Origin of the sequence: Mesorhizobium sp. M8A.F.Ca.ET.218.01.1.1, from assembly GCF_004791165.1 — a bacterium.
GTDB lineage: Bacteria > Pseudomonadota > Alphaproteobacteria > Rhizobiales > Rhizobiaceae > Mesorhizobium.
Genome location: NZ_SRUZ01000001.1, coordinates 804,936 through 818,513 on the forward strand (window position 1 = coordinate 804,936; position 13,578 = coordinate 818,513).

General features: G+C 63.9%; 11 protein-coding genes. 6 read left to right on the top strand and 5 right to left on the bottom strand.

Annotated elements, in window-relative coordinates; all coding sequences use genetic code 11:
- The first annotated feature begins 14 nt into the window (after positions 1 to 14).
- The 3 genes from EN861_RS03820 to EN861_RS03830 all read left to right on the top strand — a co-directional run bounded on the left by EN861_RS03820 (position 15) and on the right by EN861_RS03830 (position 4,195).
- Positions 15 to 1,400: a glutamine synthetase family protein gene (locus tag EN861_RS03820; RefSeq protein ID WP_127278010.1), complete on the top strand. Its 1,386-nt coding sequence runs from the start codon at positions 15 to 17 to the stop codon at positions 1,398 to 1,400.
- A gap of 87 nt (positions 1,401 to 1,487) precedes the next feature.
- Complete coding sequence (locus EN861_RS03825) at positions 1,488 to 2,723, top strand: putative DNA modification/repair radical SAM protein (RefSeq protein WP_127280646.1); 1,236 nt, start codon at positions 1,488 to 1,490, stop codon at positions 2,721 to 2,723.
- Between the two features lie 2 nt (positions 2,724 to 2,725).
- The gene (locus EN861_RS03830; RefSeq protein WP_135862453.1) at positions 2,726 to 4,195 is read left to right on the top strand and encodes a UdgX family uracil-DNA binding protein; all 1,470 of its coding nucleotides are present in this window, start codon (positions 2,726 to 2,728) and stop codon (positions 4,193 to 4,195) included.
- A 250-nt stretch (positions 4,196 to 4,445) separates the two neighbouring features.
- Here the strand turns inward: EN861_RS03830 and EN861_RS03835 are convergent, their stop codons facing one another.
- The 4 genes from EN861_RS03835 to EN861_RS03850 form a co-directional block, all read right to left on the bottom strand.
- A complete protein-coding gene (locus EN861_RS03835; protein ID WP_135862455.1) occupies positions 4,446 to 5,711 on the bottom strand; it encodes a glycerate kinase in 1,266 nt (421 codons plus the stop codon).
- On the bottom strand, positions 5,708 to 6,211 hold the full coding sequence (locus EN861_RS03840; protein WP_127279464.1) for a heme-degrading domain-containing protein: 504 nt from the start codon (positions 6,209 to 6,211) through the stop codon (positions 5,708 to 5,710). The genes EN861_RS03835 and EN861_RS03840 overlap by 4 nt, the downstream gene beginning before the upstream one ends.
- Positions 6,212 to 6,289: 78 nt before the next feature.
- Complete coding sequence (gene guaD, locus EN861_RS03845; protein WP_127872928.1) at positions 6,290 to 7,603, bottom strand: guanine deaminase; 1,314 nt, start codon at positions 7,601 to 7,603, stop codon at positions 6,290 to 6,292.
- Positions 7,604 to 7,605: 2 nt separating this feature from the next.
- Positions 7,606 to 8,823, bottom strand: coding sequence for a urate hydroxylase PuuD (locus tag EN861_RS03850; protein WP_127279466.1), 1,218 nt, complete (start codon positions 8,821 to 8,823; stop codon positions 7,606 to 7,608).
- Between the two features lie 136 nt (positions 8,824 to 8,959).
- Between EN861_RS03850 and EN861_RS03855 the strand changes: the two genes are divergently transcribed.
- The 3 genes from EN861_RS03855 to EN861_RS03865 all read left to right on the top strand — a co-directional run bounded on the left by EN861_RS03855 (position 8,960) and on the right by EN861_RS03865 (position 12,495).
- A complete protein-coding gene (locus EN861_RS03855; protein WP_127872927.1) occupies positions 8,960 to 9,880 on the top strand; it encodes a LysR family transcriptional regulator in 921 nt (306 codons plus the stop codon).
- 378 nt (positions 9,881 to 10,258) lie between these two features.
- On the top strand, positions 10,259 to 11,254 hold the full coding sequence (locus EN861_RS03860; protein WP_127279468.1) for an LLM class flavin-dependent oxidoreductase: 996 nt from the start codon (positions 10,259 to 10,261) through the stop codon (positions 11,252 to 11,254).
- Positions 11,251 to 12,495 carry an LLM class flavin-dependent oxidoreductase gene (locus EN861_RS03865; protein WP_127872926.1) on the top strand — a complete coding sequence of 415 codons (1,245 nt, stop codon included), beginning with the start codon at positions 11,251 to 11,253 and terminating at the stop codon, positions 12,493 to 12,495. The genes EN861_RS03860 and EN861_RS03865 overlap by 4 nt, the downstream gene beginning before the upstream one ends.
- Here EN861_RS03865 and xdhC read toward each other — a convergent pair.
- On the bottom strand, positions 12,492 to 13,526 hold the full coding sequence (gene xdhC, locus EN861_RS03870) for a xanthine dehydrogenase accessory protein XdhC (RefSeq protein ID WP_127872925.1): 1,035 nt from the start codon (positions 13,524 to 13,526) through the stop codon (positions 12,492 to 12,494). The genes EN861_RS03865 and xdhC overlap by 4 nt on opposite strands.
- Between the last annotated feature and the right edge of the window lie 52 nt (positions 13,527 to 13,578).

A 13,578-nucleotide genomic window follows, 5' to 3' on the forward strand; every position in this document is an offset into this window, starting at 1 on the left:
ACCCGAGTTCCATCATGACTTCACCTTCGGGCTCGACGCCCACCGAGGCGCAAGCCTTCCTCGACGCCCATCCCGAGATCGAGGCCTTCGATATCGTGCTGACCGACGCCAATGGCGTCGGGCGCGGCAAGATCGTGCGCCGGCACGAGCTGAAAAGCATTTTCGAAGGCGGCCGGCATATGCCGATCTCCATCCTCGGCCTCGACATCACCGGCGAGGATGTGCACGAAACCGGGCTGATCTGGGACAGCGGCGACGGCGATCTCCGGGCCTGGCCAATTCCCGGCACGCTGGTGCCGCTTTACGGTACGAATCCGCCGCGCGGCCAGGTGCTGATGGCTATGTATCATCTCGACGGCCAGCCAATGTCGTCGGACCCGCGGCTGGCGCTCGCCCGGCAGGTCGACATACTGGCTGCCAAGGGCCTCCATCCGGCCGGCGCCTTCGAACTCGAGTTTTTTCTGCTGGCCAATGAGCGTGATGCCGATGGCAAGGTGCAGCCGGCGCGCGCGGTGCTCGATGGCCGCGTCTCGGGCAAGACCGAAGTCTATTCCGTCGACCATCTGCATGGCATGGAGCCGCTGTTCTCCGACATTTACGCCGCCGCCAAGGCGCAAGGCATTCCGGCCGAGACGGTGATCTCGGAATATGCGCCTGGCCAGTACGAGCTGACGCTGAACTACCGCAAGGACGTGATGCGGGCGGCCGACGATCTGGTCATGCTGAAGCGGCTGGTGCGGGCGCAGGCGCGCCGTCACGGTGTCACCGCCTGCTTCATGGCCAAGCCGATCGAGAAATATGCCGGCTCCGGCATGCATTTCCACGTGTCGCTGCAGGACAAGGATGGCCGAAACGTCTTTTCGGAAGCCACCGGCGAGAACTGGTCGCTGCCGCTGCTGCGTGGCCTTGGCGGCCTGATCCAGACCATGGCGGAATCGATGCTGGTGTTTGCGCCGCACGCCAATTCCTGGCGCCGCTTCGTCTCGCAATCCTACGCACCGGTGGCGCCGACCTGGGGCGTCAACAACCGCTCGGTGGCGCTGCGCGTGCCGGCGGGCGATGCGAAAAACCGGCGCATCGAGCACCGGCCGTCCGGCGTCGACGCCAATCCCTATCTGATCGCCGCGACGGTGCTCGCCGGCATCGTCAAAGGCCTCGACGAAGGGCTCGATCCGGGCCCCGAAACGACCGGCAATGGCTATGAGGCTGCCGTCACCCGTACGACGATGCCAGCCGATTGGCGCGCGGCAATCGAAGCGGCCAGGGCGTCCAGTTTCCTAAAGGGCGCGCTCGGCGAGGACCTGCACCGCACCTTCGTTGCGATCAAGCAGTCCGAATACCTGCGCGTGGCCCGCACGGTCAGTGAACTGGACTATCACCTCTACCTGCACGAAGTCTGACGGCTGGGCGACCCGGCGGCGATCACTTTTTCGCCGTCACCATCAAATGAGATGGCGTGATGATTGATCAGAACATATCATGAACAAATGAGTGTTCTCACCATCCGTGAAAAACTGGCAATCCTGTCCGACGCCGCCAAGTACGATGCCTCCTGCGCCTCATCGGGCTCCGCAAAAAAGGATTCGCTGAAGTCCGGCGGCGTCGGCTCCACCGAAGGCATGGGCATCTGCCATTCCTACGCGCCGGACGGCCGCTGCATTTCGCTGCTGAAAATCCTGCTGACCAATTTCTGCATCTACGACTGCAGCTATTGCATCAACCGCTCGTCGTCGAATGTCCGGCGCGCCCGCTTCGGCATCGACGAGGTGGTGAAGCTGACCATGGATTTCTACCGGCGCAATTATATCGAAGGCCTTTTCCTCTCCTCGGGCGTCATCCGCTCGCCTGATGAAACCATGGGGGAAATGGTCGAGGTGGCGCGGCGGCTGCGGCTGGAGGAAAAATTCTCCGGTTATATCCATCTGAAGACCATTCCGGAAAGTTCGGCGGACCTGGTGGAGCAGGCCGGGCTCTATGCGGACCGCTTGTCGATCAATATCGAATTGCCCACCGACGAGGGCGTGAAGAAGCTGGCGCCGGAAAAGAGGCCGGAGACAATCCGGCTCTCGATGGCCAACCTGCGCCGGAAGATGGAGGAGAAGGCCGAGCCGACGCTGCGGACCAAAAAGCGCGAACGCTTTGCGCCCGGCGGCCAGTCGACGCAGATGATCGTCGGTGCCGACAAGACCTCCGACGACGGCATCCTGCACACCAGCGCCCGGCTTTATGGCAGTTACCACCTGCGGCGCGTCTATTATTCGGCCTTCAGTCCGATCCCCGATGCCTCGTCTTCGCTGCCGTTGCAGAAGCCGCCGCTGATGCGTGAACACCGGCTCTACCAAGCCGACTGGCTGATGCGCTTCTACGGATTTTCTCAACCGGAAATCCTGGCCGGCAGCAGCGATGGCATGCTCGATCTCGCTATCGACCCGAAGCTTGCCTGGGCGCTGCGCAACCGGGGGCAGTTTCCCGTCGACATCAACCGCGCCGACCGTGAGACGCTGTTGCGAGTGCCCGGCCTCGGCACCAAGGTGGTGACGAAAATCCTGCAGACCCGCCGGCACCGGCGGATGCGGCTGGAAGATGTCGGGCGGATTTGCCATTCGATCGCCAAGCTACGGCCCTTCATCATCGCCGAAGGCTGGTCGCCAGGTGCGCTCACCGACAAGGCCGGCCTGCGCGGCCAGATCGAGCGATCCTGCGAACAACTGGCGCTGTTTTGACCATGCTGCCAGCGGAGCTCGACCTCGCCCGCTACACAGTTTGGCTTGAAAGCCAGACCGATTTCGCCGGCTGGCGCGACGCGGCTCGACGGCTGGCGCTGAATGAGGTCAGACCCGAGGATATCGGCTGGCATGTCGCAGCCGGTTCCGACCGGCCGCAAAGCGATTTGCCTGACGTGCCCGAGGGCGCGCAGCTCGTTGTGCCGCGCGATTTCATCGATCACACTGAAACCGCCTTCTGCCATTGCGACCCCGGCCGTTTCGCCTTCCTCTACCGGCTGTTGTGGCGGCTGCGTGCGGAGCCCAAGCTGCTGGCGATCGCATCGGATCCCGATACCAGGCGGCTCGAGGCGATGGAAAAGGCGGTGCGGCGCGATAGCCACAAGATGCATGCCTTCGTCCGCTTCCGGAAGATCGGCGATGGCGAGGAGGAACGCTATGTCGCCTGGTTCGAGCCCGACCATTTCATCGTCGAGCGCAATGCGGATTTCTTCGTCCGGCGTTTTACCGGCATGCGCTGGACGATCCTGACGCCTTACGCCTCCGCCGACTGGGATGGCGAAAGGCTAGCGATCGGACCGGGCGCCGCCAAGACCGACGCGCCTGACCAGGACGACACCGAAGCGCTGTGGCGGACCTACTTCGCGAACATCTTCAATCCGGCGCGGCTGAAGGTGAAAGCCATGCAGAAGGAGATGCCGAAGAAATATTGGCGGAACCTTCCCGAGGCCTCGCTCATTCCTGACTTGATCGCGGGAGCGGACAAGGCCGCCAAGGATATGATTGCCAGAATGCCGACAACGCCCGCGCCGCACCACGCCAAGGTGCAGGCAAAGCATTGGCCGAAGCATCAGCCAGCCGAAACGCCTGACGGCGATGCCGCGCACACGATTTCCGAGTTGCGCGAAGCCGCGAAGGGCTGCCGCCGCTGTCCGCTTTGGCGCGATGCGACGCAGACCGTATTCGGCGAAGGACCTGACAATGCCAAGGTGATCTTCGTCGGCGAACAGCCTGGCGACCAGGAGGATCTCGCCGGCAAACCTTTTGTCGGCCCCGCGGGCAAGGTGTTCGATGCGATCTTGGACGATGCCGGTGTCGACCGCCTGGAGGTCTATGTCACCAACGCGGTCAAGCACTTCAAATTCGAGCCACGGGGCAAACGCCGCATCCATTCCAAGCCGAATGCCGGCGAGGTTCAGGCCTGCCGCTGGTGGATCGACAGGGAATTCGAGCTGGTCAAGCCGGAGCTTGCGGTGGCGCTCGGCGCGACGGCGGCGCTGTCCCTGCTTGGCAAGGCGATCCCGGTGACCAAGATGCGCGGCCAGGTGATCGAACGCGAGGACGGGTTGCGCGTCTTCATCACCATCCACCCCTCCTTCATCCTGCGCATCCGGGATCACGCGGATAAAGAAGCCGAACGCGAGCGGTTTTTGCAGGATATGAAGCAGGTGAGGAAGCTTATGTCGACTTGATCCATCAGGTCCGAGCGCTGGATAAGGATCGAGCGGTTGGCGCCGCCCCTCATTGTCCTGCCGGACATTTCTCCCCGTGTAGTGACGGGGAGAAAGGGGCTGTGCCCTGCGCTTTCGTCAATCACCATCGTTGCAAGAAAAAGCTCCAAGACGCAGTTAGCTTCCTTCTCCCCGTCACTATACGGGGAGAAGGTGCCGGCAGGCGGATGAGGGGCAGCGCTTGCGTTTGGGAGAGGGGACGCACCAGCCTTTAACGGACGAGAATTGCCCTGAGATCATTGACGTTCGTGCCGGTCGGGCCGGGCACGAAGAGATCGCCGACGGCATTGAAGGCCGTCCAGGCATTGTTGCCGGCCAGCATCGCCTTGGCATCCACACCCGCCGCCCGCATGCGCGAAACGGTCGAACCGTCGGCGAAGGCGCCGGCATTGTTTTCGGAGCCATCGATGCCGTCGGTATCCGCGGCAAAGGCGTGAATACCCTCTACGCCATTGATGCCGATGGCGAAGGCGAGCAGGAATTCCGAATTGCGGCCACCTTTGCCCTTTGCCCGCAAAGTCACGGTGGTCTCACCACCCGAAAGGATCAGCACCGGCTTTTGGAAGGGCCGATTACGCGTCGCCACTTCGCGGGCGATTGCCGCATGGACGCCGCCGACCTCGCGTGCTTCGCCTTCGATGGCGTCGGAGAGGATGAAGGCTTCGACGCCTTGCCGCCTCGCTTCAGCCGCCGCCGCTTCCAGTGACACGCCAGCCGAGGCGATCAGATGCACCTCGTTGCGCACAAAGCGCTGATCGTCGGGATCTGGTGCGTCGGCCGCCGGCGACTGGATATGCGCCATGACCGTGTCCGGCAGTTTCATGCCATAGGCGGATATCGAGGCCAGCGCGTCGTCACGGCTGCCAGTGTCGGGAACGGTCGGGCCGGACGCCACCAGGGCCGGATTGTCGCCGGGGATGTCGGAGACAACCAGCGACACCACCTTGGCCGGCCATGCGGCAGCGGCCAGCCGGCCACCCTTGATGGCGGAGAGATGCTTGCGGATGGTGTTCATCGCCGCGATCGGCGCGCCGGAAGCAAGCAGCGCCTCGTTGACGGCAATTTCGTCGGCCAGCGTCAGGCCGGCGGCCGGAGACGGCAGCAGGGCCGAACCGCCGCCGGAAATCAGCGCCACGACCAGGTCGTCCGCTGTCAGCCCTTGCACTTTCTCCAGCAGCCGCCGCGAGGCTTCGAGCCCGGCGGCGTCCGGCACCGGATGCGCGGCCTCGATGATCTCGATGCGCTCGCATCTGGCGCCATAGCCGTAGCGGGTGACGACCAGCCCTTCGATCAGGCCGTCCCAGACCTTCTCGAAGGCCGCCGCCATCTGTGCCGAGCCTTTGCCGGCGCCGATGACGATGGTGCGGCCCCTGGGTCTGGCCGGCAAATGGTCGCGGATGGTGCGCTCCGGATCGGCGGCGGCGACGGCGGCATTGAAGATCGAGGTAAGAAAAACCTTGGGATCGGGCACGGTCATTCGGGGTCCGCGGACAACGCCAGCTTGCGCCTGTCTATGCCCAGGTGATCGCACAGCGCATCGACCACCACGCCATGATCCTGGCGCTCCGGCAGGCCGGACACCGCGATCACGCCGATGACACCGGCACCCTTGACCGCGACCGGGAAGCCGCCGCCGGCCAGCACGTAGTCCGCAATATCCAGCCCCTCGCCGAGCTTGAAGGTGCGGTCGGGACGCTGCTGCTCCAGAACCAGACGGTAGGTGCTTTTGAGGTAGCGCTTGACAACATTGATCTTGCGCCGCGCCCAGTCGGGATTGGATGCATTCGACCCCGGCATGGCGGCATAGAAGAGCGGCCGGTCGAAAGTCCTGATGTCGACGATGACGGGCAGGTTCTCAGCCAGCGCGCGGTCACGGATCGCCGAACCGAGCTTGAAGGCGACGGCCTCGTCGAAGGCCGTGAAGACAAGGGTCTCTTCCTGTTTCTTGATCAGAGTGATGTCGTCAGCAACGGTCATATGTCGTTCCCCTGTCAACTTCGCCGCACGCTTTGACCGATGGCTGCCGCCGGGTCAAGCAGGCAACACACCGCAGCGCTAAATTGCGATGTCGCTCTTGGCCGCCCGCCCCGCGACATAGACCTCGCGCACGGCTCGATCATCGCCCAGCGTCTGCAGCAGGAACAGTTCCCGCGCCAGCGTCTCGACCGTTTCCATCCTGAGCCGCATGGCCGGCGTTGCCCTCGCATCGAGCACGACGATGTCGGCATCGGTGCCTTCCTCCAGCGTGCCGATCTTCTCGACGACAGATAGCGCCTCGGCATTGCCGCGCGTGATCTGCCAGAAGGACTGGAAAGGGTTGAGCTTCTCGCCGTTCAGCGCGATCACCTTGTAGCCCTCGTCCATGGTGCGAAGCATCGAATAGTTGGTGCCGCCGCCGACATCGGTGGCGGCCGCGATGCGCAACGGCTTGTCGCGGCGGCGAAAGCGCTGGTAGTCGAACAGGCCCGAGCCGAGGAACAGGTTCGAGGTTGGACAGAACACGGCCACCGAACCGCTGTCCGCCAGCGCGTCCGCCTCGCGCTCCGACAGATGGATGCAGTGGCCGAAAAGGCTCTTTTTGCCCAGCAGCCCATAGTGCTCGTAAACGTCGGTGTAGTCGCGCGACCAGGGATAAAGCTGTTGCGTGAAGGCGATCTCGCCGTGATTTTCCGACAGATGCGTCTGCATGTGCAGGTCGGGATGTTCGCGGCACAGCGCGCCGGCCATCTCCATCTGCTCCGGCGAGGAGGTGATGGCGAAGCGCGGCGTTATGGCATAGTGCTGCCGCCCCTTGCCGTGCCACTCCTTGATCAGCGCCTTGGTGTCGTCATAGCCGGTCTGCGGCGTGTCGAGCACGCCTTCGGGCGCATTACGGTCCATCATCACCTTGCCGGCGATGTTGAGCATGTCGCGCGCGTGCGACTCGGCGAAGAAGGCTTCCGCCGAGGCCTTGTGCACCGAACAGTAGGCGGCAACCGTCGTTGTGCCGTGGCGCACCGTTTCATCAAGAAACAGCCGCGCGATGCGGCGGCCATGCTGCGCGTTGGCGAATTTGGTTTCCTCGGGAAAGGTGTAGGTGTTCAGCCAGTCGAGCAGTTCGGCGCCATAGGAGGCGATGACCTGCATCTGCGGGAAATGCACATGCGTATCGATAAAACCCGGCAGCAGCAGATGCGGCCGATGGTCGATCTTTTTGACGCCCTCGCCGGCCTGTTTCTCGACATCGGCATAGGCGCCTGATGCAACGATCCTGCCATCGCTTATCAGCAGGCCGCCATCCTCCTCGTAGCGCCAGGCTGAGTGATCGTCGATGGTTTGCGGCCAGCGCACGAAGGACAGGGTGCGGCCGCGCAGAAGTGTCGAGGTCATGCTTATTTCCCCGCGCCTTCGAACCAGGCGACCAGCAGCGCCCGTTCCTTGTCGGTGATCTGGCTGACATTAGCCGGCGGCATGGCGTGGCTGCGGCCGGCCTGCAGATAGATCTCGCGGGCATGGTCGGCGATGCCGGCGTCGGTGTCGAGCATCACGCCCTTGGGCGCATGATAGATGCCTTCATAGACCGGCTCGGCCGCATGGCACATCGAACAGCGGCCGAGAACGGTGTCGCGCACCGCCGGGAAATGCGCCGAGGCGATATAGACCTGCGCCGAGGCGGACACCTTCGGTTCACCGGTCAGCACCTTCGGCACGGTCGACAGCCAGATGATGATGATGAACAGGACAAGGGCGCCGAGCCACGTCCAGTGCGGGTTGCCGGCACGCTTGTGCACGGTGTTGAAATAGTGGCGGATGAGGACGCCGATGATGAACACCAGCGAGGCGATGACCCAGTTGAACTCAGTCCCGAATGCCAGCGGATAGTGGTTCGACAGCATCAGGAACAGTACCGGCAGCGTCAAATAATTGTTGTGGAGCGAGCGCTGCTTGGCGATCTTGCCGTATTTCGGATCAGGCTTGCGGCCGGCGATGAGGTCGGCGACGACGATCTTCTGGTTGGGAATGATGACCATGAAGACATTGGCCGACATGATCGTCGCGGTGATCGCGCCCAGATGCAGGAAGGCGGCGCGGCCGGTGAACAGGTGCGTCAGCCCCCAGGCGATGAAGACCAGCACGCAATAGAGCACCAGCATCAGGCCGGTGTCGCTTTTGCCAAGCGGCGAGCGGCACAGGAGATCATAGACCACCCAGCCGACGCCGATCGTGGCCATCGACAACAGAATGCCCACCGGCACCGACATCGGCAGCACATTGGGATCGATCAGGAACAGATCGGCTCCGGCGTAATAGACCACGCACAGCATGGCGAAGCCGGACAGCCAGGTGGCATAGGATTCCCATTTGAACCAGGTCAGGTGCTCGGGCATCTCGGCCGGCGCCACCAGGTATTTCTGGATGTGGTAGAAGCCGCCGCCATGCACCTGCCATTCCTCGCCGAAGGCGCCGACCGGCATGCCGGGCCGCTGGCGCAGGCCAAGATCGAGCGCGACGAAGTAGAAGGACGAGCCGATCCAGGCGATGCCGGTAACGACGTGCAGCCAGCGCACGGCGAAGCTCAGCCAGTCCCAGAAAATCGCGAAATCCATCATTGAAATCGTCCCTGCCGATCCGATGACTTTACGGTGTGGGGCGCAAACGAAAAGAGGCGAGGTGTACGATGACTTTCAAAAAAAAATGGAAAATACTAGGTTGATCACCGCAAACCGGTGAAGGGTGCCGATCCGCATGGCCTATCTCGACAACATCGCCGTCTTTGTCCGCGTCGTCGAGCTTGGCAATCTGTCGGCGGCCGGCCGCGACATGCGCATTTCGCCGGCGGTCGCCTCCAACCGCATCAAGGAACTGGAGAAGCATCTCGGCGTGCGGCTGTTCAACCGCACCACCCGGCAATTGATGCCGACCGAGCACGGCACTGTTTTCTATTCCGGCGCCAAGCAGGTGCTGGAGGCGATCACCGAGGCGGAAGCGGCCGTCTCGGCGCTGTCCGGCCAGCCGCGTGGCACCATCCGCGTCACCGCACCGCTCGGCCTCGGGCGCCGGCTGGTGGCGTCGGGCATTCCCGATTTTCACGACAAATACCCTGACGTCGAGGTGCGGCTGAGGCTCTCGGACCACAATGTCGACATCATGAAGGAAGGCATCGACGTCGCCTTCCGGTTAGGGATCATCGAGGATTCCAGCCTCAGGATGCGCGGCATCATGGAATGCGAGCGCGTGCTGGTCGCCGCACCCAAATATCTGGAAGCGCGCGGCGAGCCGACGGAGCCGCAGGAGCTGATCGGCAGGAAGCATGACTGCCTGATGCTGCGCTATTCCGGCGCGCGCGAATATGTCTGGACCTTGCAAACGCCCACCGGCCCGCAGAAATTCGAGGTGCATGGGCCCTATGACACCGATGATGGCGACGTGCTGACCGGCTGGGCGCTGTCGGGGCGCGGCATCATCAACAAACCGCGCTTCGAGGTCGAGCCGTTCATCCGCGACCAGCGGCTGAAAGTGATCCTGACCAGCACCCCGCCAACGCCGGTGCAGTTCGCCGCCGTCTATCCGCACAAGAAGCTGCAGGATCCCAAGGTGCGGCTATTGCTCGACTTCATGGCCGAGCGTTGCCAAAGGCTGATCAAGGACATTCTGGCGGGCAAGTGAGGGGCGGTCGCGTTGCTACGGGATCGGCCGAAGGCCCGCGACTTCGTCATCCACGGGCGGAGCGACGCGAAGCGGAGCGCAGACCCGAGGACCCATTCCGTGACTTTCGCCGTAAAGTGCAACGGAGCAGAATTCTGCACCGTGGCAGCGCCTTGACGCCGCGGCATGGATCCTCGGGTCTGCGCGACGCCGCTTCGCGGCTGCTCCGCCCGTGGATGACGACGCGGCGGATGTTTCAGCTAATTTTCGAGGTGTTTGAGAGCCAGCCGAAACGTGACTGCTGGCCGGCACATGGCCGGCGGTTGGCCCAGCGCCAGCGGTTGCCATTGGGGCATGCGGCGAACATAGTTCCCGCATGCCTTCCCCCAGGAACCATCCATGACCGACGGCGCCACAACGCATCTGGCCGCTTCGCTCAACATTGCCCTCGCAACCGGGCAAGCGCTCACTTTCAGCGATCTGGCCGGCTTCGCCCGGGAGGCCGAGGCGGCGGGGCTGGACATGATCATCCTCGACGACTCCGCGCCGCATGGCGCCGCGCCGAGCAGTCCGTTCGAGGCGACCACTCTCATCGCCGCGCTGGCGACCGTGACCGAAAAGATCGGTCTCGTCGCCAGCGCCTCGACGATCGCTCACCAGCCCTACAATCTCGCGCGCCGCTTTGCCTCGCTCGACATGATCAGCCATGGCCGCGCGGGCTGGAACGCGACGCTGGCGCAGACACCGCGAGAGGCCGCCAATTTCAGCCGGCCCGACGGGTTTTCAGCCGATGATTTTCGCCGCCGCTCGGAGGAATATATCGGCATCGTTCAAGGGCTCTGGCAGGGCTGGGACGCGGACGCGCTGCTGTTCGACAGGGACGGCGGCCGCTTCCATGATCCGCAAGGAATGCACCTGCTCGACCACAAGGGCGAGTTCTTCTCCGTGCGCGGGCCGCTGAATGTCGCGCGGTCGCCGCAGGACGCGCCGGTGCTGGTGCTGTCCGATCTCACCGAAGGCGACCTCGACTTTGCCGCCCGCACCGCCGATGTCGTTCTGCTGGACGAACGGGCGGCGGCAGAAGACAAGGCGTGTCATGGTGATTTGAAGCGCCGGGTTTCCGCCTGTGGGCGCGAGCCGGATGCGGTGAAGATACTGGCTGATATCTCGCTCACCGCTGACGGCGTCAGCGGGCTGGCCGACAGGCTGGAAGAAAAATCCTTCTCTAAGAGCTGCGACGGCTTCAACATCCGCTTGCCGGCGCAGCTTTCGGTGTTCGACGATTTGATCGATCGTGTTCTTCCGGAGTTGCGGCGGTGCGGGCTGCTTCGAGAAAACCATCCCGGCACCACCTTGCGCTCGCATCTCGGCCTTGCCGGCGGAGGTGACCAATGACCGCGCAAATGAAGCTCGGCGCCTTCCTGTGGGCGACGGGCCATCACATCGCCGCCTGGCGCCATCCGAAGGCGCATGTGAAAGCTGGCATCGACATCGATCACTACATGGCGCTGGCGCGCACGGCTGAAGCGGCGAAGTTCGACATGATCTTCTGCGAGGACGCCGCCGGCCTGCGCGAGGCCAATGTCGACATTGCCAGCCAGACGTCGCGCTCGATCGGCTTCGAGCCGATCAGCCTGCTTTCGGCGCTGGCTGTCCAGACCAGCCGCATCGGCCTCGTTTCCACCGCGTCGACCAGCTACAACGAACCTTACGGCCTGGCGCGGACCTTCCTCTCGCTCGATCACCTGAGCGGCGGCCGGGCCGGCTGGAACCTGGTGACCTCGGCCAGTCAGATCGAAGCCGCCAATTTCGGCGCAGCCGGCCTCAAGCCTCATGCCGACCGCTATGAGCGGGCGCGCGAGTTCGCCGAGGCGGTGACAGGGTTGTGGCGCGGCAAGGCAGGCCATGACGGACAGAGTTTTTCGGTCCGCGATCCGCTCGATCTGCCGCGCTCGCCGCAAGGCGCGCCTGTCATGGTCCAGGCCGGCGCTTCCGACGTCGGCCGCGACCTCGCCGCCCGCACCGCCGACGTGGTGTTCACGGCGGCACAGACCTTCGAGGAAGCGAAGGCCTTTTACGACGACCTCAAGGGGCGCATGGCGGCGTATGGGCGTGAACCCGATGACATCAAGATCATGCCCGGTGTCGCGCCCGTGGTGGCGGAGACCGAAGCCGAGGCCCGCGAAAAATTCGAGGAATTGCAGGAATTGATCCCCGACGACGTCGGCGTGGCGCTGCTGTCCAGCTATCTCAGCATATCCGACCTCTGGCGCCATCCGCTCGACGGTCCACTGCCCGACTTGCCCGAGAGCGAGGGCATGAAAAGCCGGCAGGCCCTGGTCGTCGAGCAATCGCGCCGCGATGGCCTTTCCATTCGCCAACTGGCGCGGCATTTCGCCGGCGCGCGCGGCCATTGGCGCATCGTGGGAACCGCGGTCCAGGTGGCGGACGAGTTGCAGGCGCGGTTCGAAGGCGGTGCCGCCGACGGCTTCAACGTCATGCCGTCTTATTTTCCCGGCGAACTCGATGCCTTTGCCACGCTGGTCGTGCCGGAACTGCAGCGGCGCGGCCTGTTCCGCAAGGCGTATGAAGGCGCCACGCTGCGCGCGCATCTGGGCCTCAGGCGACCGAGCTAGCCGGCGGTCACCCTGTCATGCGGAGCGTGATGCTCTGCGTTCGAAGCCGCATTGTGGATGACCAGCGCCGTCATGATCTCGGCGGCGGCGAGCGCGGCAATAACCGGCGGACGCTTGTCCTTGACGGCGTCGCCGCCGATCGGCGAGACGAGGCGGGCGAATTCGGTCTCCGTGCCGTCGGCCGATTTCAGGAACCAGTGCCTGAAGGTCGCTTTCTTGGTCTTCGAACCGATCATGCCGACATAGGCCGCGTCGTCGCGTTTCAGCGCTTCGGCGACGATCAGGAAATCGAGCGCGTGGTCATGCGTAAGGACGGCGAAGGCGGTGCCGGCCGGGGCGTTGCGCAGCTCTGCCTCGGGCATCGGCGTCAGCCGCGTCTCGACGGTTTCCGGCATGCCTTCCAATGCCTCGGCGCGTGTCTCGATGACGACGCCATGCACGGGAAGAAGCGCAATGGTCGACGCGAGCGCTTGGCCGACATGGCCGCCGCCGAAGATATAGACATGCGGCAGATGCGCCTCCTCCGATTCAGCGTGCGCCATCAGCTTTTCCTCGATTGTGCCGTCGACCAAGCGGATCAACACCTTGACCCGACCCCCGCAGCACTGGCCGATTTCCGGCCCGAGCGGAACGTCGAGCGTGACGCCAGCTTCGTCAGCGTCGCGCTGCCCCTCACCCTTACCCTCTCCCCGTAAGGACGGGGAGAGGGGGTCGCCGGCGTTACGGCCGCTTCCCTTCTCCCCGTCACTATACGGGGAGAAGGTGCCGGCAGGCGGATGAGGGGCGGCGCCGACATCGGCAAACTCGCTGAAAGATGCGGAGCGCAAAGAGCCCAGCATCTGCCGCGCCTTATCGATCGCCATATATTCGAGCTGACCGCCGCCAATGGTGCCGAAAATCGCCGATGGCGAGACAAGCATGAACGCACCGGCCTCGCGCGGCGTCGAACCCTTTGCCGCCGCAACTTCGACAAGCGCGACCCGACCGGCATGGTCGAGAAACACTTTCAGCTCTTGAACCTTCGAGTTCATCGCCTGCACTTCCATCCAGGAAATATAGTATTTTTCGGCGCGATTTGCACGT

Excerpts from the sequence above, each read along its gene's own strand:
- EN861_RS03825 (WP_127280646.1), top strand. The coding sequence starts at position 1,488 with ATGAGTGTTCTCACCATCCGTGAAAAACTGGCAATCCTGTCCGACGCC.
- EN861_RS03840 (WP_127279464.1), bottom strand. The coding sequence starts at position 6,211 with ATGACCGTTGCTGACGACATCACTCTGATCAAGAAACAGGAAGAGACC.
- EN861_RS03860 (WP_127279468.1), top strand. The coding sequence starts at position 10,259 with ATGACCGACGGCGCCACAACGCATCTGGCCGCTTCGCTCAACATTGCC.
- EN861_RS03830 (WP_135862453.1), top strand. The coding sequence starts at position 2,726 with ATGCTGCCAGCGGAGCTCGACCTCGCCCGCTACACAGTTTGGCTTGAA.
- EN861_RS03850 (WP_127279466.1), bottom strand. The coding sequence starts at position 8,823 with ATGATGGATTTCGCGATTTTCTGGGACTGGCTGAGCTTCGCCGTGCGC.
- EN861_RS03835 (WP_135862455.1), bottom strand. The coding sequence starts at position 5,711 with ATGACCGTGCCCGATCCCAAGGTTTTTCTTACCTCGATCTTCAATGCC.
- xdhC (WP_127872925.1), bottom strand. The coding sequence starts at position 13,526 with ATGAACTCGAAGGTTCAAGAGCTGAAAGTGTTTCTCGACCATGCCGGT.
- EN861_RS03865 (WP_127872926.1), top strand. The coding sequence starts at position 11,251 with ATGACCGCGCAAATGAAGCTCGGCGCCTTCCTGTGGGCGACGGGCCAT.
- EN861_RS03820 (WP_127278010.1), top strand. The coding sequence starts at position 15 with ATGACTTCACCTTCGGGCTCGACGCCCACCGAGGCGCAAGCCTTCCTC.
- EN861_RS03855 (WP_127872927.1), top strand. The coding sequence starts at position 8,960 with ATGGCCTATCTCGACAACATCGCCGTCTTTGTCCGCGTCGTCGAGCTT.
- guaD (WP_127872928.1), bottom strand. The coding sequence starts at position 7,603 with ATGACCTCGACACTTCTGCGCGGCCGCACCCTGTCCTTCGTGCGCTGG.